Genomic DNA, 21210 nt, shown 5'->3' with positions numbered 1-21210 from the left:
CACCCCTCTTTGGTCACAGCAACGCGCCTGAAAGTAGACCTCTTTCGGCGACTCGCCAATAGGTTGGACCGCGATCCCACCAACTTTGTCCTCAGTGTGGATAAACGAAGATCCTTGGTCTACCGTGTGGCCGTCCGGGGGCCTGGGTCATGCCCTGGTACATCTGTCAATCTCCGTACGGCGCTGGGGAGTTCGCTATGGCCATGGACAGACGGAGTTTCAATCGGCGGCTTTTCGCAGGTGGCGCGGTCGCCGCCACGGGTATGACATCGTTGTCGCTCGCCTCCGCCCCGAAGGCCACTTCGGCCGAATCGCCACCCAGGACGGCCCCGGCGGGCGGCACGGTCCGCCATCTCAAGATGTACGCGGAAACGCTGCCGGGCGGTCAGATGGGCTATGGCTTCGAAAAGGGGAAGGCGTCCATTCCCGGCCCCCTGATCGAGATGATCGAGGGCGACACCCTCCACATCGAGTTCGAGAACACCACGGACGTGGACGCCAGCCTCCATGTGCACGGCGTGGACTACGACGTCGCCAGCGACGGCACCCGGATGAGCGGCAGTCATGTGCCGCCGGGGGAGAGCCGTACCTACACCTGGCGCACCCACACCCCGGGCACCCGCGCGGACGGCACCTGGCAGCCGGGGAGCGCGGGCTACTGGCACTACCACGACCATGTGGTCGGCACGGACCACGGCACCGGCGGCATACGCAAGGGGCTCTACGGCCCGCTGGTCGTCCGCAGGAAGGGCGACATCCTGCCGGACAAACAGTTCACGATCGTCTTCAACGACATGACGATCAACAACAAACCGGGTGCCGAGTCCCCCAACTTCGAGGCCACGGTGGGCGACCGGGTGGAGATCATCATGATCACGCACGGTGAGTTCTACCACACCTTCCACATCCACGGTCATCGCTGGGCGGACAACAGGACCGGCCTGCTGACCGGCCCCGACGATCCGAGCCGGGTGATCGACAACAAGATCACGGGTCCCGCGGACTCCTTCGGCTTCCAGATCATCGCCGGCGAACGGGTGGGCGCGGGCGCCTGGATGTACCACTGCCACGTGCAGAGCCACTCGGACATGGGGATGGCGGGCCTGCTGCTGGTCAAGAAGCCGGACGGCACGATCCCCGGGTACGAGCCGCACCACCCGGCGGGCGCGGCGAAGAGCGAGGCGAAGGGCGCGGCGCCGGACGGGGTGAAGGGCGCGACGAAGGACGGCGGCGGGGCGGCGGGGAAGGAGCCGTCCGGTCCGGGGGAGCACTCCGGTCACTGACGGGAGTCCGGAGGTGATCGATGGTTACCAGGAGTGACCAGTCGGGGGTGGTGGGTGACGGCCGCCGATGATCCCGGTCGGATCTCGACCGGTCCGGACGGTCCGGTCGGTCCGGACAGATGCCCCTGGTCGCCGGTGGGGCGCGCGCCCGGCTGCCATGCTGGGGGCCATGGCGGAACTGAACGGACGGCCGGTCGACATGGCGGAGCTGAGCGCGCTCGCCCTCACCAACTACGGTCACTTCACGACGCTCCGTGTCGAGGACGGCCGGGTGCGGGGGCTGGCGCTCCACCTCGACCGGCTCGACCGCGACTGCCGGGCCCTCTTCGGCGCCGAGCTGGACCCCGATCGGGTACGCGCGCTGCTGCGCCGGCTCGCGCCGGCCGACGGGACGGCGACGATGCGGGTCACCGTGTTCGACCCCGCCCTGGACATCGGCCGCCCCGACCGGGCGGGGGACCCGCGGATCCTGGTCACCCGGCGCCCGGCGTCCTCCGGCCCGCTGCCGCCCCTGCGGGTGCGGAGCGTCCGGTACGAGCGCGAGGCCCCCGAGATCAAGAGCGTCGGGCTGTTCGGGGCGCTCCGGCAGCGACGGGCGGCCCGGCAGGCCGGATTCGACGACGCGCTCTTCGTCGGCGCCGACGGACTCGTCTCCGAGGGCGCCACCTGGAACATCGGTTTCCTCGGCGGTGAAGGCGACGGCGACGGGACGGTGGTGTGGCCGCAGGCCCCCTGCCTCCCGGGGGTGACGATGCGGCTCCTCATGGCGGCCCACGAACACCGCCTCGCCCCGGTCGCGGCGGCGGACGTCGGGTCGTCCCGTGCCGCGTTCGCCACCAACGCGGCCATCGGAGTACGAGCCGTCACGGCCGTCGACCGGACGGAGTTCCCGGCCCACCACCCTGCCGTCGAGCTGCTGCGCGAGACCTACGCGGCCCTGCCGGGCGACCTCCTTTAGGGCGCCATTCGGACTCCACGTACCGCGAGCGTCGCCGCCGCTCCCGCGCGGCACATGCGGCGCGGGACCATCCGGAGGAGACTCGGAGAGCAGAGAGACGGGATTCCACCAAGGAGCGCACCATGCTCACCTCCCCCTACCCCGAGGGGTCCCCCATCTGGGCCGACCTCGGTACGACCGATCTCGAAGGAGCGAACGCCTTCTACCACGGGGTGTTCGGCTGGGACTTCCTGTCGGCCGGTCCCGAGGCGGGCGGCTACGGCATGTTTCAGACGGACGGCAGGACCGCCGCGGGCGTCATGCCCCTCGAACCCGGTCACGGCTCGCCCTCCTGGACCCTCTACTTCGCCACCCCCGACGCCGACGCCACCGCCGCGGCGGTCAGGGACGCGGGCGGCTCCGTCGAGTTCGGCCCCATGGACGTCATGGACATCGGCAGGATGGCGGCCTTCACCGACCGCGCGGGCGCCCGCTTCGCGGTCTGGCAGCCGGGCCGGAACAAGGGCCTGGACATCGTCAACGAGCCGGGCAGCCTCTGCTGGGCCGAGTTGTACACCCCGGACGAGGACACCGCGTACGCCTTCTACAGCTCGGTCTTCGGCTGGGAGGCCCTCAGCATGCCCATGCCGGACGGCAGCGGCACCTACCGCATGGTGAATCCGGCGGGCAAGGGCTCGGACGCCATGTTCGGCGGCTTCGTTCCCCTGGGCAACGATCCGATCGAATCCGGCGGCGCGCCGTACTGGCTCCTGTACTTCGCGGTCACCGACTGCGACGCTGCGGTGGCCGCGGCGCGGAAGCTGGACGGTACGGTCCGGATGGAGCCGACCGACATCGAAGGCGTCGGCCGCTTCGCCAAGCTCGCCGACCCCCATGGGGCGCGGTTCGCGCTGATGCGCGGAGTGGAGCGCGCCGCCGCCTGACGGGCGGCCCGCGGGCCCGCCCCGGTCGGCGTCGATCATTCGTCCATCAGGTGTTTATCCCGACGGGGCAGCCTGTCGGCATGCCGACCGACATCATCGACAGCACCACCGACAGCACCATCGACACCATCAGCGGGCCGGCCGCGGCCGCCCGCGCGGAGGACGAACTCGCCTGGCAGGAGAACGCGTTGTGCGCCCAGACCGGGCCGGAGTTCTTCTTCCCGGCCCCCGGTTCCTCCACACGCGAGGCCAAGCGGCTGTGCCGCGCCTGCGAGGGCCGGGAAGCCTGCCTCCAGTACGCCCTCGCCAACGACGAGCGGTTCGGGGTGTGGGGCGGGCTCTCCGAGAAGGAGCGGCTGGATCTCCGGCGCAGGAGCGCCTGACCCGGCACCCACCGCCCGATGCCGATGCCGATGGCGAGTGCCGATGCCGGCACCGCACGGTGTCGGCGCGCTACGGTCCGTGACGCGTACCGGCGCGCGGTGCTGAGCCGGCGCGCCACGGCGGTGGAGCCGGGCCGGACGCCTCAGCTCTGGTCGATCCTGAAGGTCTCCCCGTACACCTGCCAGGTCAGCGGCGGTTCGAGCGCCATGTTGCCGTCCCGCAGGAAGACCCGCTGAGCGGTGTCGATACGCGACGAGTCGCGCTGCTCCGCGATGAGCTTGGTCTTCATCACGGCCCGGCTCGCGTCCATGAACGCGTTCAGGTACGCCTTCTCGTCGCCGCCCTCGGCGGCGGTCTTCCTCTTCTTCATGGCCGCCTCGCGGATGCCGTAGAAGCCCCGCGCGTCGAGACCCGGGCCGTGCAGGACCATGGCGTCGTAGTAGACGAACTGCCCCAAGGTGCCCAGACCGTCCATCTTGGCCAGCCGGACCGCCGGATCGAAGTAGAGCCGGTCGCGGGTGCTGTCCTGGGCGGAGCGGAAGTCGGCGGACTCGGCGGCCTTCGCCCAGGCTTCCCGGAAACCGGGGTCGAGCCCCTCGTGCGAATCGGTGCCGTCGACCTTGCGCAGCGCCGGCAGGAACGGGGCCAGCGGATTGTCCGGGTGCTTCTCCGTGTACGACTCGACCAGTTGGAGCATGTCGTTCGTGCCGGAACAGAAGCCGATGACGCCGGCCGTGTAGCCGTTGCCGTCCCCGAGGTCCTCGATCGCGGCGTACTGGCGGCGCCAGTCGAGCGTCGAGTTCTCGGCGCTGGCCACCAGTTGTGCCGCCAGCTCCTTCTTCTCGGGTGCGGCGAGACCGGGCGGCATCGCGTCGATGCGCCGCGCCAACTCCTCACGGTCGTCCGGGTCGCCGGAGCTGAGCGGATCGGGAGCGCCGCTGCGCTCCGGGCGAGCCGGCGGGTTGTCCGCGAGCACACCTGAATCGCCGCCGCTGCCGAAGATGACGGCGGCGGCGACGAGGACGGGGGCGCCTATGAGGAAGAGGCGCGTGGCAGGCTTCATCCGGCACAGCGTACGACTTCTCCCGCGCGGGCCCGAGCGGGATCCCCCCTGCGGGCCGGCCAAGACGGATGGGCCGGACAGGGGAACGGGGAGGGAACGGGCCGGCCGGCCGGCCGAGGAGCCGACCGGCCGAACGCGCGGACGGGGACAGCGGGCCCGGTCAGCCGGCGGCGCGCGCGGCCATCCGCGCCTTCCGGGCCGCGAGCTTCTCGTCGAACTTGGCGGCTTCGCCGTCCAGTCCGTTCATGTACAGGCCGAGTTCGTCCTGGGCCTTGAGCCCCTCCGGGCCCAGTCCCGACACGTCCATGACCTTCAGGTAGCGCAGCACCGGCTGGAGCACGTCGTCGTGGTGGATCCGGAGGTTGTAGATCTCGCCGATCGCCATCTGCGCGGCGGCGCGCTCGAAACCGGGCATGCCGTGCCCGGGCATCCGGAAGTTCACCACGACGTCGCGGACCGCCTGCATGGTCGGGTCCGGGGCGATCTCGAAGGCCGCGCCCAGCAGGTTCCGGTAGAAGACCATGTGCAGGTTCTCGTCGGTGGAGATCCGCGCCAGCATGCGGTCGCAGACCGGGTCGCCCGACTGATGGCCGGTGTTGCGGTGCGAGACGCGCGTCGCGAGTTCCTGGAAGGCGACGTACGCGACGGAGTGCAGCATCGAGTGGCGGTTGTCGGACTCGAACCCCTCCGCCATGTGCGTCATCCGGAACTGCTCCAGCTTGTCCGGGTCGACGGCCCGGGAGGTGAGCAGGTAGTCCCGCATCACGATCCCGTGCCGCCCCTCCTCGGCGGTCCAGCGGTGCACCCAGGTGCCCCAGGCGCCGTCGCGGCCGAAGAGCGTCGCTATCTCGTGGTGGTAGCTGGGGAGGTTGTCCTCGGTGAGGAGGTTGACCACGAGCGCGATCCTGCCGATGTCGCTGACCTTCGACTCGGCGGGGTCCCATGCCTCGCCGTCCTCGAAGAAGCCGGGGAAGTTGCGGCCGTCGGACCATGGCACGTACTCGTGCGGCATCCAGTCCTTGGCGGCCTTGAGGTGTCGGTTGAGTTCCTTCTCAACGACCTCTTCCAGCGCGTACAGCAGTTTGGCGTCGGTCCACGCCTCCGAACTGCTGAGGTGGGGAGAGGTGATCGGCACGGGTGCTCCTGGGGACGGGAGAATTACCTACGGGTTCGTAGGTTACGACACCGTAGGTTAAAGGCGGGGTAAGCCAAAGACCAAGCGGGGGCGTGCGGCGCCACCGAAGCGCCACCCGCCCCTCGCCGTGCGGACACCGGAGCGGACCGAGCGTGTCCGCCGTCCGTGGCCGGATCCGCGGTCCGTGCGTCGTCGGATCCGCGGTCCGTCGGCGGCCGGGCCCGCGGTCCGAGCGTGGTCAGTTCCCCGGCGCGTCCGGTCCCGTCCCGCGTACCTCCTCCAGGGTCGTGTCGCGCAGTTCCCCGTCGAGCAGCAGCCAGCGGGTGACACCGATCGATTCCAGGAACGGCAGGTCGTGGCTCGCCACGATCAGCGCACCCTCGTACGCCTCCAGCGCCGCCGTCAGCCGCCGGACACTCGCCATGTCCAGGTTGTTGGTGGGCTCGTCCAGCATCAGCAGCTTCGGCGCCGGTTCGGCGAGCAGCAGGGCGGCCAGCGAGGCGCGGAACCGCTCGCCGCCGGACAGGGTGCCGGTCGGCTGATCGGCCCGCGCCCCCCGGAACAGGAAGCGGGCCAGCCGCGCCCTGATCATGTTGTTCGTGGCCGTGGGGGCGAACCGCGCGACGTTCTCCACCACGCTCAGCGTGTCGTCGAGCACATCGAGCCGCTGGGGGAGGAAGCGCAGCGGCACATGGGCCGTCGCCTCGCCGGACTCCGGTCCCAGCTCGCCCGCGACCGTGCGCAGCAGCGTGGTCTTGCCCGCCCCGTTGCGGCCCACCAGGGCGACGCGCTCCGGGCCGTGGAGCGCGAACTCGCCCTTGACCTCGGCCCCGTAGCGCAGCCGCAGCTCGCGCAGCGTGAGCACGCTCCGGCCGGGGTGGACGACGGTGTGCGGCAGTTCGATACGGATCTCGTCGTCGTCCCGGACCGCCTCCACGGCCTCGTCGAGCCGCTCCCTGGCCTCCGCCAGCCGTTCGGTGTGCAGGATGCGGTGTTTGCCGGCGGACTCCTGGGCGGCGCGCTTGCGGGCACCCATCACGATCTTGGGTTCCCGCTTGCTGTCCTGCATTTTCTGCCCGTAGCGCTTGCGCTTCGCCAACTTCACCTGAGCGTCCGCGAGCTCCCGCTTCTGCCGCTGCACGTCGGCCTCCGCGACGCGCACCATCCGCTCGGCCGCCTCCTGCTCCTGGGCCAGGGCCTCCTCGTACGCGGAGTAGTTGCCGCCGTACCACCGCACCTGGCCGTCGCGCAGGTCGGCGATCTGGTCCACCCGCTCCAGCAGTTCCCGGTCGTGGCTGACCACGACCATCACCCCGGACCAGGAGGCGACCGCCGCGTACAGCCGTCGCCGCGCGTGCAGGTCGAGGTTGTTGGTCGGCTCGTCCAGCAGCAGGACGTCCGGCCGGGCCAGCAGCAGTGACGCCAGCCGGAGCAGGACGCACTCGCCCCCCGACATCTCGCCGACGGTCCGGTCGAGGCCGAGGTGCCCGAGGCCGAGCTGGTCCAGGGTGGCGCGGGCGCGTTCCTCGACGTCCCAGTCGTCACCGACGGCGGTGAAGTGGTGTTCGCTCGCGTCGCCCGCCTCGATGGCGTGCAGGGCGGCCCGCGTCGCGGCGATGCCGAGTGCCTGGTCCACCCGCAGGTCCGTGTCGAGCACCACGGTCTGGGGAAGATGGCCGGTCTCGCCGTTACGGCCGATCTTTCCGCCGGTCGGGGTGAGTTCGCCCGCGAACAGCCGCAGCAGGGTGGATTTCCCACAGCCGTTGAGTCCGACGATCCCGGTCCTGCCGGGGCCGACGGCCAGCTGGAAACCGTCGAAGACGCGGGTCCCGTCGGGCCAGGCGAACGAGAGGGAGGTGCAGGTGAGGTGAGGGGCGGATCGATCCATAAGGGTCTCCGGTCGCTGCGCGCGCGAGATCGCGCGGGCGGGATGTTCAGGGCAACGGATGGAGACGCCGTGACGCGGGCGACGACGGGCCGGACGACCGCCGTACCCGCGGGGAGCGGGATACGGGCGTGAGGATCAGCGCGGCCCCGGTGGGGGGCCCGGTCGGGCAGAGCGGGACGGCTCGGCGGCCGAGGTCGCACACGGGCGCACGGGTACGCGAATTCGCACTTGCGTTTCGCGGTGGAAAACCGTGCGGCACGGTGTCTCGGACCTCAGACGAGCAACGTCCTACTCCAATCGACGACAACAGGACCGTCGTAGACGCTACGAGGCGGTCCCGGGTCCGTCAACGGAATATCGGGCCGGGCCCCGGCGGGGGAGGGGCGCCGGTCGGTGAGGGCCCAGGCCGGGAGGGGGCGGGGCCGGCCGGACCGTCAGCAGGCGTCGCGCAGCAGCTCCGCCAGATCGTGGTCCAGATCCAGGTAGAGGTGCTCGTGCCCCACCGGCACGAGGTCCTGGGAGCGCTCCAGGAAGGCCCTCAGCTCGGCGGTGCGCAGATGGACCATGGCGGTGCCCTCGGGGGCGCGGAACTCCATGACCGTACGGCCGTACCCGAACGGGCGGACCCGCACGTCGCCGACACCGGCCGGTTCGCCCAGCCCCGTCGACAGCAGCTCGCGGGAGAACTCCCAGGTCACTTCCGTGCCCTCCAGCGTCGCCGGCGGCGGGAAGGCCATGCGCACGGTGAACGGGTCGGACCGGTCGTACCGCAGCGTCGCGTGCACGGTCTCCGCCCGGGGGACGGACGCGACCAGCCGGGCCTGAACAGCCTGTTCAATGACGGGCGCCATGGCCTGCTCCCCTTCGACGGACCGATCGGTCAACTTCTACTGGGTTAAGACGGCGGAGAGGCCTCGGACGTGCTCCGAAAACCGCGTGAGTTGTATCACCCGTCCGGCGGACGACAGGCGCCGCGCGCCGCTTTGCGGCGGTGGTCGGCGCTGTGCTACGGGCGGTCCCGGGGCAGTGGAGGCCCCTGTACGGTCCCGGGGGCCGACCGGCCCGGTCCGGGCCGCGGGCTGCCGGAGGCGGGGGCGCGATGCGCGGACCGCTTTGAGCTGGACCCCTCCGACGCGCAAGGCATGTCGCTGACGCCGAAGTACGGTGACGTGGAACTCCGGCTCTGGGAGCTCTGCCGTCCGCGGCCCGGTCTTGTACGTGGCCAAGGGGTCATATCGGCCCGAGAACTTTGCCAGGGTTGAGAATCCCGGCCGGGTCGAGAGCACGCTTCACCGCGCGATGCATCTCCAGGACGGCCGGGCCGAGTTCACGGGTGAGGCCGGGCCGCTTGAGCAGTCCCACACCGTGCTCACCAGTCACCGTCCCACCCAATTCAAGGGCGTCCGCGATGATGTCGTCGAACGCCGCGCGGGCCCGGACCTGAGCCGCCGCGTCACCGTGTTCCGTCACAAGCAGCGGATGCAAGTTGCCGTCACCGACGTGCGCGATGTTGGCGATGGTGATCCGGTGCCTCTCCGCGGTCCGGTCGATGCGGGCCAGCATCTCCGCCACCTCTCCGATGGGCACACAGACGTCCTCCGTCAGCACCGGCCCCAGCCGCTCGAGCGCGGGGAAGGCCAGCCGGCGGGCCGCGAAGAGCATCTCGGCCTCTTCCTCTGTCTCCGACCGGTCCGCCCAAGTGGAGCCGGCCCCGCGGAAGCAGTCGACCATCCGGCGGGCGCCCTCCTCGGCGGCGCGGCCATCATCGTCGAAACGGGCCAGGAGGACCACGTCCGCCTCGGCGGAGAGCCCCATGTTCTTCCAGGCGTCGACCGCGCGCAGACAGTGCCGGTCGACGAGTTCCAGCGCGGCCGGCCGCAGCCCGGCGGCAGCCGTCGCACGCACCGCGTCACCGGCCTGCCCGACGCTGTCGAAGTAGCCGACGGCGGTCACGCCGACCGGAGGCAGGCGTCGCAGCCGGACCGTGATCTCGGTGACGACACCAAGAGTGCCCTCGGCACCCACCATGAGGCCCACGAGGTCGTAGCCGGCGACCCCCTTCGACGTACGGCGCCCGAGCCGGACCACCTCGCCCGTGCCGGTCACGACCTCCAAACCGAGGACGTAGTCGCGAGTGACGCCGTACTTGACGCAGCACACTCCGCCGGCGTTCGTCGCGACATTTCCTCCCATGGTCGACCAGGGCGAACTAGCGGGGTCAGGCGGGTACCACAGGCCGAGCGCCGCTACATGGGCGCGCAGGTCGTCGTTGACCACACCGGGCTGCACGACGGCGAGGCGCTCCAGCTCGTCGACCTCCAGCACCCGATCCATGCCGTCCAGCGCGAGGATCACGCAGCCTTCGACGGCATTGGCGCCCCCCGACAATCCAGTACCGGCGCCGCGTGCGACCAACGGGACTTCTTGTTCCAGGCACGCACGAACCACGGTCCGGACCTCGTCGGTGCTCTTGGCGCGCACGACGGCCACCGCTCGGCCAACGGGCGCCCACACCGCCTGGTCGTGGGAGAGACCGGCGACGATGTCCGGATCAGTCACCACCCGGCCGGCGGGCAGCCGTCGCCCGAGTGCTTCGGCGATACCCCCGGCAGGGGGCGTCGTGCTGACGAAGTCCCGCTCGGCCACCCGCACACCTCCGGAGTAGTTGAATCAGGGCTTACTGGGCACGGCAGGTTCTGAGGTAGCTGAGGAACGACGCCTGCAGTCCCGTCACGTGCGTTTCGTGCGTGAGTGCGCTGGTGACGGATCCGCCGCGTGAGGTGAGGCGGTGAAGGAACGTGGCCGTGTTCTTGGCGAGATTCTGGTAGACCGCCAGGTCTCCGAGGAACTCTCGGTCGTTGAAGGTCACGTGAGTGTCGGCGAGGCAGCCCTGCCACATGGTGCTCATCTGAGGTCCTTCACGATTTCGCCGGCCTGGATGACGAGGACGGCGTTGGCGGGGTCGGAGAACAGTTCCGGGTCTTCGAGCGGGTTGCCGTTCCAGAGAACGAGGTCCGCCTGCGCGCCGGGAGTGATGACACCCACCTGGCCGGACAGGCCGAGGATCTCGGCGTTGGTCCGGGTCGCCGCCACGAGCGCCTCCATCGGCGTCTCGAGGGCCGCGCGCAGGGTGAGTTCTTTGCCGCGACGGTCCTGGGCCGGACCGATGAGATCGGAACCCAGCCCGATCCGTACTCCTGCGTGCTTGGCGGCAGCGAGCGCCTTCGTCATCTGCTCACGTACGCCTTTGGCGCGGTCGCGGGTCGACTCGGCGAGACCGGCTCCGGCGGTGTCGTGCAGCAGTTGCTCGACGACGGCGAACGTGGGCACGAGGGCAACCTCGCGAGCGGCCATCAGGGTCGCTGTGGATTCGTCGAGGCTGGTGCCGTGCTCGACACAGCGCACCCCGGCCTCGACCGCGTTTCGTATGCCCTCGTTGTTGTGGGCGTGAACTGTCACATAGGTGTTCCGTGCCGCGGCTTCTTGAACTGCGACAGCGATCTCCTCGACGGTGAACTGGGTGTCGGTCAGTCGATCATGCGCGCCCACCACTCCGCCGGTCACGCAGAGCTTCAGGAAGGAGGCTCCGCGACGGAAGGCTTCGCGGACGTTGTGTCGCAGCTCGTCCGCGTTGCCCGCCATCATGGAGAGGGCGCACAGGCCCGGGATGTGGTGGCTGCTCCACAGCTCGGTGGGTTCCCATTCGGCTCCGTAGTAGCCGTGCCCGCCGATCTGGCACTGAACAGGTCCGCACGACAGCACGCGCGGCCCTCTGACCTTGCCCTTCGCGATCGCGGTGACGACACCGCCGTCGATCCCGCCGGTGTCGCGAACGGTGGTGAAGCCGGCGTCGAGCGTCGCGCCGGCCGTGGCGAAGATGTCCGCCGCGATCTCGGCGGCGCTTATCCGAAACGAGAAGTGCGGCTGGATCGGGCTCGACAGGCCCAGGTGGACGTGAGCGTCGATCAGGCCGGGCGTCATCGTCAGTCCCTCGGCGTCGACACGCTCACCGTGCCCGCTGGAGGCGCCGAGTTGGGTGATGCGGCCGTTCTCGATGGTGATGTCGAGGTTGCTGGGATCGCGCCCCGATCCGTCGATGACCGCCGCGCCGACTACATGAGCAGGTCCCATAGTCGATCCTCCGCTGTTGCGAGCTGACCGCGGCCATGTGTGAAGCGACACGGAACCGGCAATCCTTCTTATCCAATGGATAAACTGTGGGGGTGGTCCTGTCAACCTCGGAACGCAAGGGCGGCGCGCGCGAGCGACTCCTGGCGCGGCTTCTCGACGCCTGTCGGCGCACACGCGCAGCGACAAGACAACTGTTGGGTACGACGACGGAAAGTGGCGACAACAGTCGCCGGAACATGGCCTCTGAGCTGAGTAAGGTGCGGACAACGGGCGGAGCGGCGACCCTCCGCGCCGCCGGCGGAACCGTCTGGTCCGGCAACGAGAAGGTGGTTGGAACATGGCTGAAAGCACAGACGCTGTCGTCGTCGGGGCCGGGGTAATCGGATCCTCTATCGCTCTCGAACTGGTGCGGAGCGGTCTGCGGGTCGTCGTGGTCGACAAGTTCGGCGGCGCGGGCAACGGCTCCACCAGCGCCTCGAGCGCCGTGATCCGCTTCACCTATCCCACGATCGCGGGCGTCAATGCCGCTTGGGAGTCCCGTCACTGCTGGGAAGCATGGCGCGACCATCTCCAAGCACCCGCCAGTGAACCCCTCGCAGCGTTCAGCCGCTGCGGTGTCACCATGCTGGACGTGGACTTCGCACCCTGCGGCATGTTCACGCGACACTTCGACAAGGTCGGTGTGCCGTACGAAATATGGGGTGCACGAGAGCTGTCCACGCGGTTGCCCGCCGTGGACACCGGCCGGTACTTCCCGCCCCGCCCCGTGGATGACGACGAGTTCTTCGCCGACGCGTCCGCTCGGCTCGGTGCTCTCCACACCCCCGACGGGGGCTTTGTCGACGACCCGCAACTCGCCGCGCACAACCTTGCCGCGGCGGCCCAGCGGCACGGAGCCGCCTTCCGATGGAATACCCCCGTCACCGCGGTGATGCGGCGCGGGGGACGCGTGCGCGGGGTGCGCCTCAAGGATGGAACCGAACTGTACGCCGGGGTGGTCGTCAACGCGGCCGGTCCATGGTCGGGACAGCTGAACCGGCTCGCCGAAGTGGGCGGCGACTTCACCGTCGGTCTGCGGCCGCTGCGCCAGGAGGTGCACCACGTAGCGGCGCCCGCCGGCTACCACGACGCCGGCGGCGACGGGCGCGCACCGGTGCTTGTCGATATGGACCTCGGCACGTATATACGGCCCGAGGGCAGGGAGTTCCTGCTCGTCGGCGGCACGGAACCCGAGTGCGACCCGCTGGAATGGCTCGACGATCCGGACGACGGGAGTCCCACTCCGACCGTGTCGCTGTTCAGGACGCAGGTGACGCGGGCGGCTCGCCGACTGCCCGGCCTGCGCGTTCCCAACAGGCCTCGTGGTGTGGCAGGCGTATACGACGTGACCGACGACTGGACCCCCGTATACGACCGAACCGAACTCGCCGGCTTCTACGTGGCCATAGGCACCAGCGGCAATCAGTTCAAGAACGCCCCTCTGGTGGGCCGCCTCATGACTACCCTGATCCACGGTGTCGAAGGCGGGCACGACCACGACCGGAGCGCGCTCACGCACACCTGTGAACACACTGGCAAAACCATCGACCTCGGTGCGTTCTCACGCCGACGTCGGCCGGCCCCGTCCACGGGCACAGTCCTCGGCTGACGCCAAGAGATGACGAATAGGGTGATCGTCACCATGCGGACCACGAGAACCACGAGGGCGACGAGGACACCGGCCGACGAGGCCGAGGCGCGTGCCATCCAGGACGAGCTGCGCGGGCACGTGGTGCTGGACGAGGCCGGTCCACCCCCCGGCACCGGCCTGGTGACCGGGGTGGACGTGGCGTACGACGACGAGCGTGACCTCGTCGCCGCGGCGGCCGTGGTGCTCGACGCGGCCACCCTCGCCGTGGTCGACCGGGCCACCGCCGTCGGCCGGGTCACCTTCCCCTACGTCCCCGGGCTGCTCGCCTTCCGGGAGGCCCCGACCGTCCTGGCCGCCCTCGACGCGTTGGACTCGGACCCCGGTCTCCTGGTCTGCGACGGCTACGGGCGCGCGCACCCGCGCCGCTTCGGGCTCGCCGCTCACCTCGGTGTCGTCACCGGCCTGCCCGCGATCGGCGTGGCGAAGAATCCGTTCACGTTCGGCTACGAGCAGCCGGGCAGCCGGCGTGGCGACTTCTCGCCGCTGGTCGCCGAGGACGGCGAGGAGGTGGGCCGTGCCGTGCGCACGAGGGACGGCGTCAAGCCCGTCTTCGTCTCGGTCGGTCATCGCGTCGACCTCGACACCGCCTGCGCGCACACCCTCCGGCTGGCCCGCGAACACCGTCTGCCGGAGACCACCCGCCGGGCCGACGCGCTCTGCCGCCGGGCGCTGCGCGAGGCCACCGCGGACTGACGAGCGGGCAGCGCGCCGTCCCCGGACACCCGACGGCCCGCCTCGTCCGTCATCGCCCGCCGTCCCGCCTCGGGCCGCGGCGAGGAGGAAGAATGAAGCCATGGCGAGGTGCGCCGGGGTGGTCCTGTGGCCGCACTGCCGTGAGGACGCGGCCGTGGCCGAGGCGCCGGCCTGGGTGGCGCCGAGACCGCGGCCGCCGCGGGACCGAGCTGAGTATGTGTACGGATACCGGTACCCCATACCGATGGGCAGGCTGGTCATATGACGAACTACCGCGCTGTTTCCAGGTCCGCCGGCTCACCTCAGGGGCGGGGCATGACGACCTTCCTCATGCTGTCCGGCGTCATCGGCCTGGCCTGGTGCGCCGCGATGGTCTGTACGATCGCGGTCTGGGCGTTCGGCTGACCGACCGGGCCGGTCGATCCGGCCCGACCGGCCGGCTCGGCCCGACCGGCCGACTGGGCGTAGGAGCCCGGCCCCGGCGTCCCGCCCGGGGGTGGGCCGACGTGGCGGCGCTCACCGCGTGTCCGCCACGCGGAAGCGCAGGCCCGCCGCCCTGAGCCGGTCGAGCAGCGCGTCGCCCATCGCCACCGCCGGGGTCACCTGGCCCGCCGTGGCCGGCAGGTCGTCGAAGGCCAGGCTCAGCACCGATTCGGCCAGCATCTTCGACGACTCGTCGTAGCCGGGATCACCGCCGGTGACCTCGGTGAGGACCCGGCGGCCGCCGCCCGTGCCCACGAACCGCGCCGAGAACCAGCTCGCGCGCCTGCGCGCCTCGTCCGGGCCGGTGCCGGAGGCATACCGCCTGAGCAGGTGGTTCCGCGCCGCCGGCACGTGGGCCAGTGCCACGCCGGCGCCCGCGCCCGCCCCGCCGGCCAGCGCGACGGGCAGCGACTTGACGCCCGCGAAGTGGCGGTAACGGAAGTCGGGGCCGTAGCGCGGCCGGACCGCCGCCGAGCGCGTCACGATCTGCGCGTCCAGCGTCGGCAGCGGCAGCGCCCACAGCCCCGTCTCCCGGCTGAAGTGGGGGGCGCCGAGCGCGGCCCGGGTCCGGCGCCCCGGCTGCCTCGGCTCGTGCAGCCGCCGCTCCCGCGCGGCCCGCACGAGCTGGGGCCCGCGGCTCAGGGCGGTCAGCGCGGACGCCAGCGTGCCGCCGGAGAAGAAGGCGTTGGTGCGGACGAAGCCGTCCACGCGCAGTGGCACGTCCTCGGGCAGCCGCTCCACGGTGAAGTACACCCCGAGGTCGGGGACGACCGCGTCGAAACCGCAGGAGTGCACCAGGCGCGCCCCTGTCTCCCGCGCCCGTACGTCGTACCGCAGGTAGACGCGGTCCGTGAACTCGGCCTCGCCGCACAGATCCGCGTAGTCCGTACCCGCTTCCGCGCAGGCGGCGACCAGCTCCTCACCGTGCCAGAGGTAGGGCCCGACGGTCGTCGCGATCACCCGCGCCGATTCGGCCAGGGTCCGCAGCGAGTCCGGGTCGGCCGCGTCCGCGTGCAGCAGCGGGAGCGTGGCGCAGCCCGGGGCGATCGCGGTCAGCCGTTCCCGGAGCCGCTCCAGCCGCGCGCGGTCGCGCCCCGCGACGGCCCAGCGACAGCTCCCGGGCGCGTGCACGGCGAGGTACTCCGCGGTCAGGGCGCCGACGAAACCCGTCGCCCCGAAGAGCACGATGTCGTACGGGCGTTCCGCCCCGTTCCCGCTGGTCCTGGCCATGGCGCCGTTCCCTCCGCCGTACGCTCCGCCCGGCACGCCGGCCCACCCGCCACCGCGCCCCTGCCGGGGCCGCCACCGGGGGCCGTGGGCCGGGACAGACCTTAGCCTGGCGGCACGGGCCGCGGGTACGAGCTGTGCGATGCGGTCCGTCGACGAGCCGGACCGTGACCGTCGCTCCCGTCGGGCATAGGCTCGTCGGAGGGCCGGTCGCGTGCTCGGCGGTCGCCTTGCGCCGCCCGCCGCACGTTCTTGACATCGCTGGTGTCACACCGGTTGTGTCACATCCGTCGGTCGTGGCGGCCGGCCCGTACCGGAAGGCACGGGCGACGCGTCGGCCACGGCGTAGGGAAGTCGAGGTCATGGGTACCACTGGGGGTCGAATGTCGGCGACGGGAAGCGGTCCGCTGACCGGTGTACGGGTGGTCGAGCTGGCCGGTATGGGGCCCGGCCCGTTCGCCGCCATGACCCTCGCCGACCTCGGGGCCGATGTCGTACGGGTCGACCGGCCGGGCGGCGCGGGGCTCGGCATCGACCCCTCGTACGACCTGACCAACCGCAACAAGCGGTCCCTCCTGGTCGACCTCAAGACCGAGGAGGGCGCGGCCCGGGTCCTCGACCTCGCGGAACGTGCCGACGTCCTCATCGAGGGCTACCGGCCCGGTGTCGCCGAGCGCCTCGGCGTCGGCCCGGAGGACTGCCTCGCCCGCAACCCGCGCCTGGTGTACGGGCGCATGACCGGCTGGGGCCAGGACGGCCCGCTCGCCGACCGGGCGGGACACGACATCGGCTACATCGCCGTCACCGGTGCCCTGTCCATGATCGGGAAGGCAGGCGAACCGCCCGCCCTGCCGGCGAACCTGCTCGGCGACTACGCGGGCGGCGCGCTCTACCTCGTCATCGGGGTGCTCGCCGCACTCCAGCACGCCCGCACGCCGAACGGCGCCGGACAGGTCGTGGACGCCGCGATCGTGGACGGCACGAGCCACCTCACCACCATGATCCACGCCATGATGGGTGCGGGCGGCTGGCAGGACCGGCGCGGGGCCAACCTGCTGGACGGCGGCAGTCCCTTCTACGGCTCGTACGAGACGGCCGACGGGCAGTACATGGCGGTCGGCGCGCTGGAGAAGCGGTTCTACGACGAATTCGTCCGGCTGCTCGGCATCGCCGACGAACTCCCCGCGCGAAACGACTTCGACCGCTGGGACGATCTGCGCGAGGCCGTCGCCGCCCGGTTCCTGACCAGGACCCGACAGGAGTGGACGGAGATCTTCGAAGGGTCCGACGCCTGTGTCGCGCCCGTCCTGTCGCTGCGCGAGGCGCCCGGACATCCGCACCTCGCCGCGCGCGCCACCTTCACCGACCACGCGGGCCTCACCCAGCCCGCGCCCGCGCCCCGGTTCTCCGCCACCCCCGCGTCGGTACGCCGTCCGCCCCCGCGACCGGGCGCCGACGCCGACGAGATCGCGCGGGACTGGGAGCTGCCGCCACGGGCCACGCGGTCCGCGCCGCCGGCGCGGCCCACGCCGTCCGCGCCGTCCGCGCCGTCCGAGCCGGCCGCGCCACCCACGCGGCCGGCACCCCCCGTACAGCAGCCCGCCCCTCCGTCCTCCCGGCCGCGTCCGTCCGACTGAGCCGCCGAGGCCCCCGCGTGCCCACCGATCCGTCGAAACGTCGAAAGGCAGCCGCGTTGAGTACCGAAGCATTCGTCTACGACGCGATCCGCACCCCGCGTGGGCGGGGCAAGGCGAACGGCGCCCTGCACGGCACCAAGCCCATCGATCTCGTCGTCGGCCTGATCCACGAGACGCTCCGCCGCTTCCCGGACCTCGACCCGGCGGCCGTCGACGACATCGTCCTCGGCGTCGTCAGCCCGCTCGGTGACCAGGGCTCCGACATCGCCCGGATCGCGGCCGTGGCGGCCGGGCTGCCCGACTCCGTCGCCGGCGTCCAGGAGAACCGCTTCTGCGCCTCCGGCCTGGAAGCCGTCAACCTGGCCGCCGCCAAGGTCCGTTCCGGCTGGGAGGACCTCGTCCTGGCGGGCGGCGTCGAGTCGATGTCCCGGGTGCCCATGGGATCCGACGGCGGTGCCTGGGCGATGGACCCGATGACCAACTTCGCCACGGGCTACGCCCCGCAGGGCATCGGGGCCGACCTGATCGCCACGCTGGGCGGCTTCGGCCGCCGCGACGTGGACGAGTTCGCCGCGCTCTCCCAGGAACGGGCCGCGACCGCCCGGAAGGAGGGCCGCTTCGCCCGTTCCGTCGTCCCCGTCCTCGACCGCAACGGCCTGACGGTCCTCGACCACGACGAGCACCCGCGTCCCGGCACGACCGCGGACTCGCTGGCCGCGCTCAAGCCGTCGTTCGCGGCCATCGGCGAGAAGGGCGGGTTCGACGCCGTCGTCCTCCAGAAGTACCACTGGGTCGAGAAGATCGACCACGTCCATCACGCGGGCAACTCCTCCGGCATCGTGGACGGTGCCGCGCTCGTCGCGATCGGCTCCCGCGAGACCGGCGAGCGCTACGGACTCACACCCCGGGCGCGGATCGTCTCCGCCGCCGTCTCCGGCTCCGAGCCGACCATCATGCTCACCGGCCCCGCGCCCGCCAGCCGCAAGGCCCTCGCCAAGGCCGGGCTGACCATCGACGACATCGACCTGGTGGAGATCAACGAGGCGTTCGCGGCGGTCGTCCTGCACTACGCGGCGGAGATGGACCTGTCCCTGGACAAGGTCAACGTCAACGGTGGCGCCATCGCGCTCGGCCATCCCCTGGGAGCCACCGGCGCGATGCTCCTCGGCACGCTGGTGGACGAGCTGGAACGCCAGGACAAGCGGTACGGCCTGGTCACGCTCTGCGTCGGCGGCGGGATGGGAGTCGCCACCGTCGTGGAACGCCTGTGACCGCCTCCGGCCGTTCCCGTCCCCTCTCTCCTCGTCCCCCTTCTCCTCCCTTCTCATCTCCTCTCACGCGGCCTTACGGAGCAGCAGCATGAGCGAGTCCACCACCCCGGTGCCCCCGGTGCCCCCGGTGCCCGCGGCATCCCCGGCCATCCGCTGGGAGCGGGACGGAACCGGCGTCGTCACCCTGGTCCTGGACGATCCGCGACGGTCCGCCAACACCATGAACCAGGAGTTCCGGGAGGCCCTCACGGCCGTCGCCGACCGTGCCGAGGCCGAGAAGGACGGTATCCGCGGGATCATCGTCACCTCCGCCAAGAAGACGTTCTTCGCCGGCGGCGACCTGAAGGACATGATCCGGCTCGGCCCCGAGGACGCCCGCGCGGTCTTCGACACCGGCATGGCCGTCAAACGGGCGCTGCGCCGGATCGAGACCCTGGGCAAGCCGGTCGTGGCGGCCATCAACGGGTCCGCCCTCGGCGGCGGTTACGAGATCGCCCTCGCCTGCCACCACCGCATCGCCCTCGACGCCCCCGGATCCACCGTCGGCCTGCCGGAGGTCACGCTCGGGCTGCTGCCCGCGGGCGGCGGGGTGACCCGTGCCGTACGGCTCCTGGGCATCGCCGACGCGCTGCTCACGGTGCTGCTCGACGGCACGCGGTACCCGCCGCGGCGCGCGCTGGAGCACGGCCTGGTCCACCAGGTCGCCGCCACCCGGGAGGAGATGCTCGACGCCGCCCGCGCGTTCATCGACGCCCATCCGGAGTCCTGGCAGCCGTGGGACGCCGAGGGCCACCGGATCCCCGGCGGTACGCCCGCCGCACCGCGCCTCGCCGCCGAACTCGCGGCCTTCCCCGCCCGGCTGGAGCAGCGGATCGCGGGCGCCCCCTACCCCGCTCCGCGGGCGATCCTGGCGGCGGCCGTCGAGGGCGCGCAGGTCGACTTCGAGACCGCGCAGACCATCGAGGCCCGGTACTTCACCGAGCTGGTCACCGGGCAGATCGCCAAGAACATGATGCAGGCCTTCTTCTTCGACCTCCAGGCCGTCGACTCCGGTGCGAGCAGGCCCCGGTCCGTCGCACCGCGCGAGGTGCGCAAGGTCGCGGTCCTCGGCGCGGGGACGATGGGCGCGGGCATCGCGTACGCCTGCGCCCGCGCCGGACTCGACGTCGTCCTCAAGGACGTCTCCCGGGAGGCCGCCGAGAACGGCAGGGCGTACTCCGCGCGGCTCCTGGCGAAGGCGATCGCCCGGGGCCGTACGACCGAGAGCGAGCGCGACGCGCTGCTCGCCCGGATCACGCCGGCCGACGGCACCGCCGAACTCGCCGGGTGCGACGTGGTGATCGAGGCGGTCTTCGAGGACGCGGCCCTCAAACGCGAGGTCTTCCAGGAGATCCAGGACACCGTCGCGCCGGACGCGCTGCTCTGCTCCAACACCTCGACGCTGCCCGTCACCGGACTCGCCGAGGGCGTCGACCGGCCCGCCGACTTCCTCGGGCTGCACTTCTTCTCGCCCGTCGACAAGATGCCGCTGGTCGAGATCGTCCGGGGCGGGCGGACCGGGGACGAGGCGGTGGCCCGCGCCTTCGACCTGGTGCGCGCCCTCGGGAAGACCCCCGTCGTCGTGGGCGACGCGCGCGGCTTCTTCACCTCCCGCGTGATCGGCCGGTTCCTCGACGAGGGTGTGGCGATGGTCGGGGAGGGCATCGAGCCGGCGTCGGTCGAACAGGCCGCGGCCCAGGCCGGCTATCCGGCCAAGGTCCTCGCCCTGATGGACGAGTTGACGCTCACGCTGCCGCGCCGGATCCGTCGGGAGGCGCGGCGGGCGGCCGAGGAGACCGGCGGGGCCCGGGCCGGCCATCCGGCGGACGCGGTCGTCGACCGGATGGTGGACGAGTTCGGACGCACGGGGCGGGCCGGCGGGGCGGGCTTCTACGAGTACGGCGAGGACGGCGCGCGCCTGCGGCTGTGGCCCGGCCTGCGCGAGCACTTCGGCCGGCCCGGGGGAGGGGCCCCGGCGGTGCCGTTCGCCGACATGAAGGAGCGGATGCTCTTCGCGGAGGCGCTGGAGGCCGTGCGCTGCCTGGAGGAGAACATCGTCTTCTCGGTCGCGGACGCCAACGTCGCCTCCCTCCTGGGGATCGGCTTCCCTGGCTGGACGGGGGGAGTGCTCCAGTACGTCAACGGCTACGAGGGCGGACCGTCCGGATTCGCCGCGCGCGCCCGGGAGCTGGCCGAGCGGTACGGGGAGCGGTTCACGCCGCCCGCCCTCCTGCTGGAGAAGGCGCGCCAAGGGGAGACGTTCGGGGACGGGTAGCGGCGGCGCGCGGCGGGGCGGGCCCGGGATCAGGCGGCGCGTGGCTCGCCACGCACCGGAGACGACGGTGTGACGGCGCTCGACGCCGGCCCGCCCGCCCGGCTGACAACGGTGCGCGACATCGGCGAAA

The 21210-nt window shown here is 71.6% G+C and carries 18 protein-coding genes; 10 read left to right on the top strand and 8 right to left on the bottom strand.

Going from position 1 to position 21210, the window contains the following annotated elements; translation table 11 throughout:
* The first annotated feature begins 203 nt into the window (after window positions 1-203).
* The 4 genes from IG02_RS0103125 to IG02_RS0103110 all read left to right on the top strand — a co-directional run bounded on the left by IG02_RS0103125 (window position 204) and on the right by IG02_RS0103110 (window position 3547).
* Window positions 204-1283, top strand: coding sequence for a multicopper oxidase domain-containing protein (locus IG02_RS0103125; RefSeq protein ID WP_051764428.1), 1080 nt, complete (start codon window positions 204-206; stop codon window positions 1281-1283).
* Window positions 1284-1452: 169 nt separating this feature from the next.
* The gene (locus IG02_RS0103120) at window positions 1453-2241 is read left to right on the top strand and encodes an aminotransferase class IV family protein (RefSeq protein WP_030741433.1); all 789 of its coding nucleotides are present in this window, start codon (window positions 1453-1455) and stop codon (window positions 2239-2241) included.
* 122 nt (window positions 2242-2363) lie between these two features.
* The gene (locus IG02_RS0103115) at window positions 2364-3164 is read left to right on the top strand and encodes a VOC family protein (RefSeq protein ID WP_030741430.1); all 801 of its coding nucleotides are present in this window, start codon (window positions 2364-2366) and stop codon (window positions 3162-3164) included.
* An 80-nt stretch (window positions 3165-3244) separates the two neighbouring features.
* Entirely contained in the window at window positions 3245-3547 is a 303-nt protein-coding gene (locus IG02_RS0103110; protein WP_078854132.1) for a WhiB family transcriptional regulator, read from the top strand.
* A gap of 143 nt (window positions 3548-3690) precedes the next feature.
* Here IG02_RS0103110 and IG02_RS0103105 read toward each other — a convergent pair whose 3' ends face one another.
* From IG02_RS0103105 to IG02_RS0103075, 7 genes are all read right to left on the bottom strand, one after another.
* Entirely contained in the window at window positions 3691-4611 is a 921-nt protein-coding gene (locus IG02_RS0103105; protein ID WP_030741426.1) for a chitosanase, read from the bottom strand.
* Window positions 4612-4771: 160 nt separating this feature from the next.
* Window positions 4772-5746, bottom strand: coding sequence for an acyl-ACP desaturase (locus IG02_RS0103100; protein ID WP_030741424.1), 975 nt, complete (start codon window positions 5744-5746; stop codon window positions 4772-4774).
* Between the two features lie 238 nt (window positions 5747-5984).
* Window positions 5985-7634 (bottom strand): ABC-F family ATP-binding cassette domain-containing protein, encoded by a 1650-nt coding sequence (locus IG02_RS0103095; protein ID WP_030741421.1) that lies wholly within the window; start codon window positions 7632-7634, stop codon window positions 5985-5987.
* A gap of 434 nt (window positions 7635-8068) precedes the next feature.
* On the bottom strand, window positions 8069-8485 hold the full coding sequence (locus IG02_RS0103090; RefSeq protein ID WP_030741418.1) for an SsgA family sporulation/cell division regulator: 417 nt from the start codon (window positions 8483-8485) through the stop codon (window positions 8069-8071).
* A gap of 379 nt (window positions 8486-8864) precedes the next feature.
* On the bottom strand, window positions 8865-10235 hold the full coding sequence (locus IG02_RS0103085) for an FAD-binding oxidoreductase (RefSeq protein ID WP_037802127.1): 1371 nt from the start codon (window positions 10233-10235) through the stop codon (window positions 8865-8867).
* A gap of 76 nt (window positions 10236-10311) precedes the next feature.
* Entirely contained in the window at window positions 10312-10542 is a 231-nt protein-coding gene (locus tag IG02_RS0103080) for a hypothetical protein (RefSeq protein WP_030741413.1), read from the bottom strand.
* The gene (locus IG02_RS0103075) at window positions 10539-11765 is read right to left on the bottom strand and encodes a metal-dependent hydrolase family protein (protein ID WP_030741411.1); all 1227 of its coding nucleotides are present in this window, start codon (window positions 11763-11765) and stop codon (window positions 10539-10541) included. The genes IG02_RS0103080 and IG02_RS0103075 overlap by 4 nt, the downstream gene beginning before the upstream one ends.
* Before the next feature lie 337 nt (window positions 11766-12102).
* Between IG02_RS0103075 and IG02_RS0103070 the strand changes: the two genes are divergently transcribed.
* From IG02_RS0103070 to mmpA, 3 genes are all read left to right on the top strand, one after another.
* A complete protein-coding gene (locus IG02_RS0103070) occupies window positions 12103-13413 on the top strand; it encodes an NAD(P)/FAD-dependent oxidoreductase (RefSeq protein WP_030741408.1) in 1311 nt (436 codons plus the stop codon).
* Between the two features lie 33 nt (window positions 13414-13446).
* Window positions 13447-14148 (top strand): endonuclease V, encoded by a 702-nt coding sequence (locus tag IG02_RS0103065; protein ID WP_030741405.1) that lies wholly within the window; start codon window positions 13447-13449, stop codon window positions 14146-14148.
* A gap of 261 nt (window positions 14149-14409) precedes the next feature.
* Complete coding sequence (mmpA, locus tag IG02_RS43785) at window positions 14410-14553, top strand: morphogenic membrane protein MmpA (protein ID WP_420707707.1); 144 nt, start codon at window positions 14410-14412, stop codon at window positions 14551-14553.
* 111 nt (window positions 14554-14664) lie between these two features.
* Here mmpA and IG02_RS0103055 read toward each other — a convergent pair whose 3' ends face one another.
* Window positions 14665-15861 (bottom strand): saccharopine dehydrogenase family protein, encoded by a 1197-nt coding sequence (locus tag IG02_RS0103055; protein WP_030741403.1) that lies wholly within the window; start codon window positions 15859-15861, stop codon window positions 14665-14667.
* Window positions 15862-16241: 380 nt separating this feature from the next.
* Here IG02_RS0103055 and IG02_RS0103050 point away from each other — a divergent pair, with 380 nt between their 5' ends.
* The 3 genes from IG02_RS0103050 (at window position 16242) to IG02_RS0103040 (ending at window position 21080) form a co-directional block, all read left to right on the top strand.
* Window positions 16242-17495, top strand: coding sequence for a CaiB/BaiF CoA transferase family protein (locus IG02_RS0103050; RefSeq protein WP_078854131.1), 1254 nt, complete (start codon window positions 16242-16244; stop codon window positions 17493-17495).
* A gap of 56 nt (window positions 17496-17551) precedes the next feature.
* Window positions 17552-18766 carry an acetyl-CoA C-acetyltransferase gene (locus IG02_RS0103045; RefSeq protein ID WP_030741396.1) on the top strand — a complete coding sequence of 405 codons (1215 nt, stop codon included), beginning with the start codon at window positions 17552-17554 and terminating at the stop codon, window positions 18764-18766.
* 88 nt (window positions 18767-18854) lie between these two features.
* Complete coding sequence (locus IG02_RS0103040; protein WP_037801826.1) at window positions 18855-21080, top strand: 3-hydroxyacyl-CoA dehydrogenase NAD-binding domain-containing protein; 2226 nt, start codon at window positions 18855-18857, stop codon at window positions 21078-21080.
* Window positions 21081-21210: the final 130 nt, after the last annotated feature.

The organism is Streptomyces sp. NRRL F-5135 (assembly GCF_000719775.1).
GTDB classification, from domain to species: Bacteria; Actinomycetota; Actinomycetes; order Streptomycetales; family Streptomycetaceae; genus Streptomyces; species Streptomyces hebeiensis.
The sequence above is the reverse complement of the archived record's forward strand: the minus strand, read 5'-3'. Positions and strand labels throughout refer to the sequence as shown.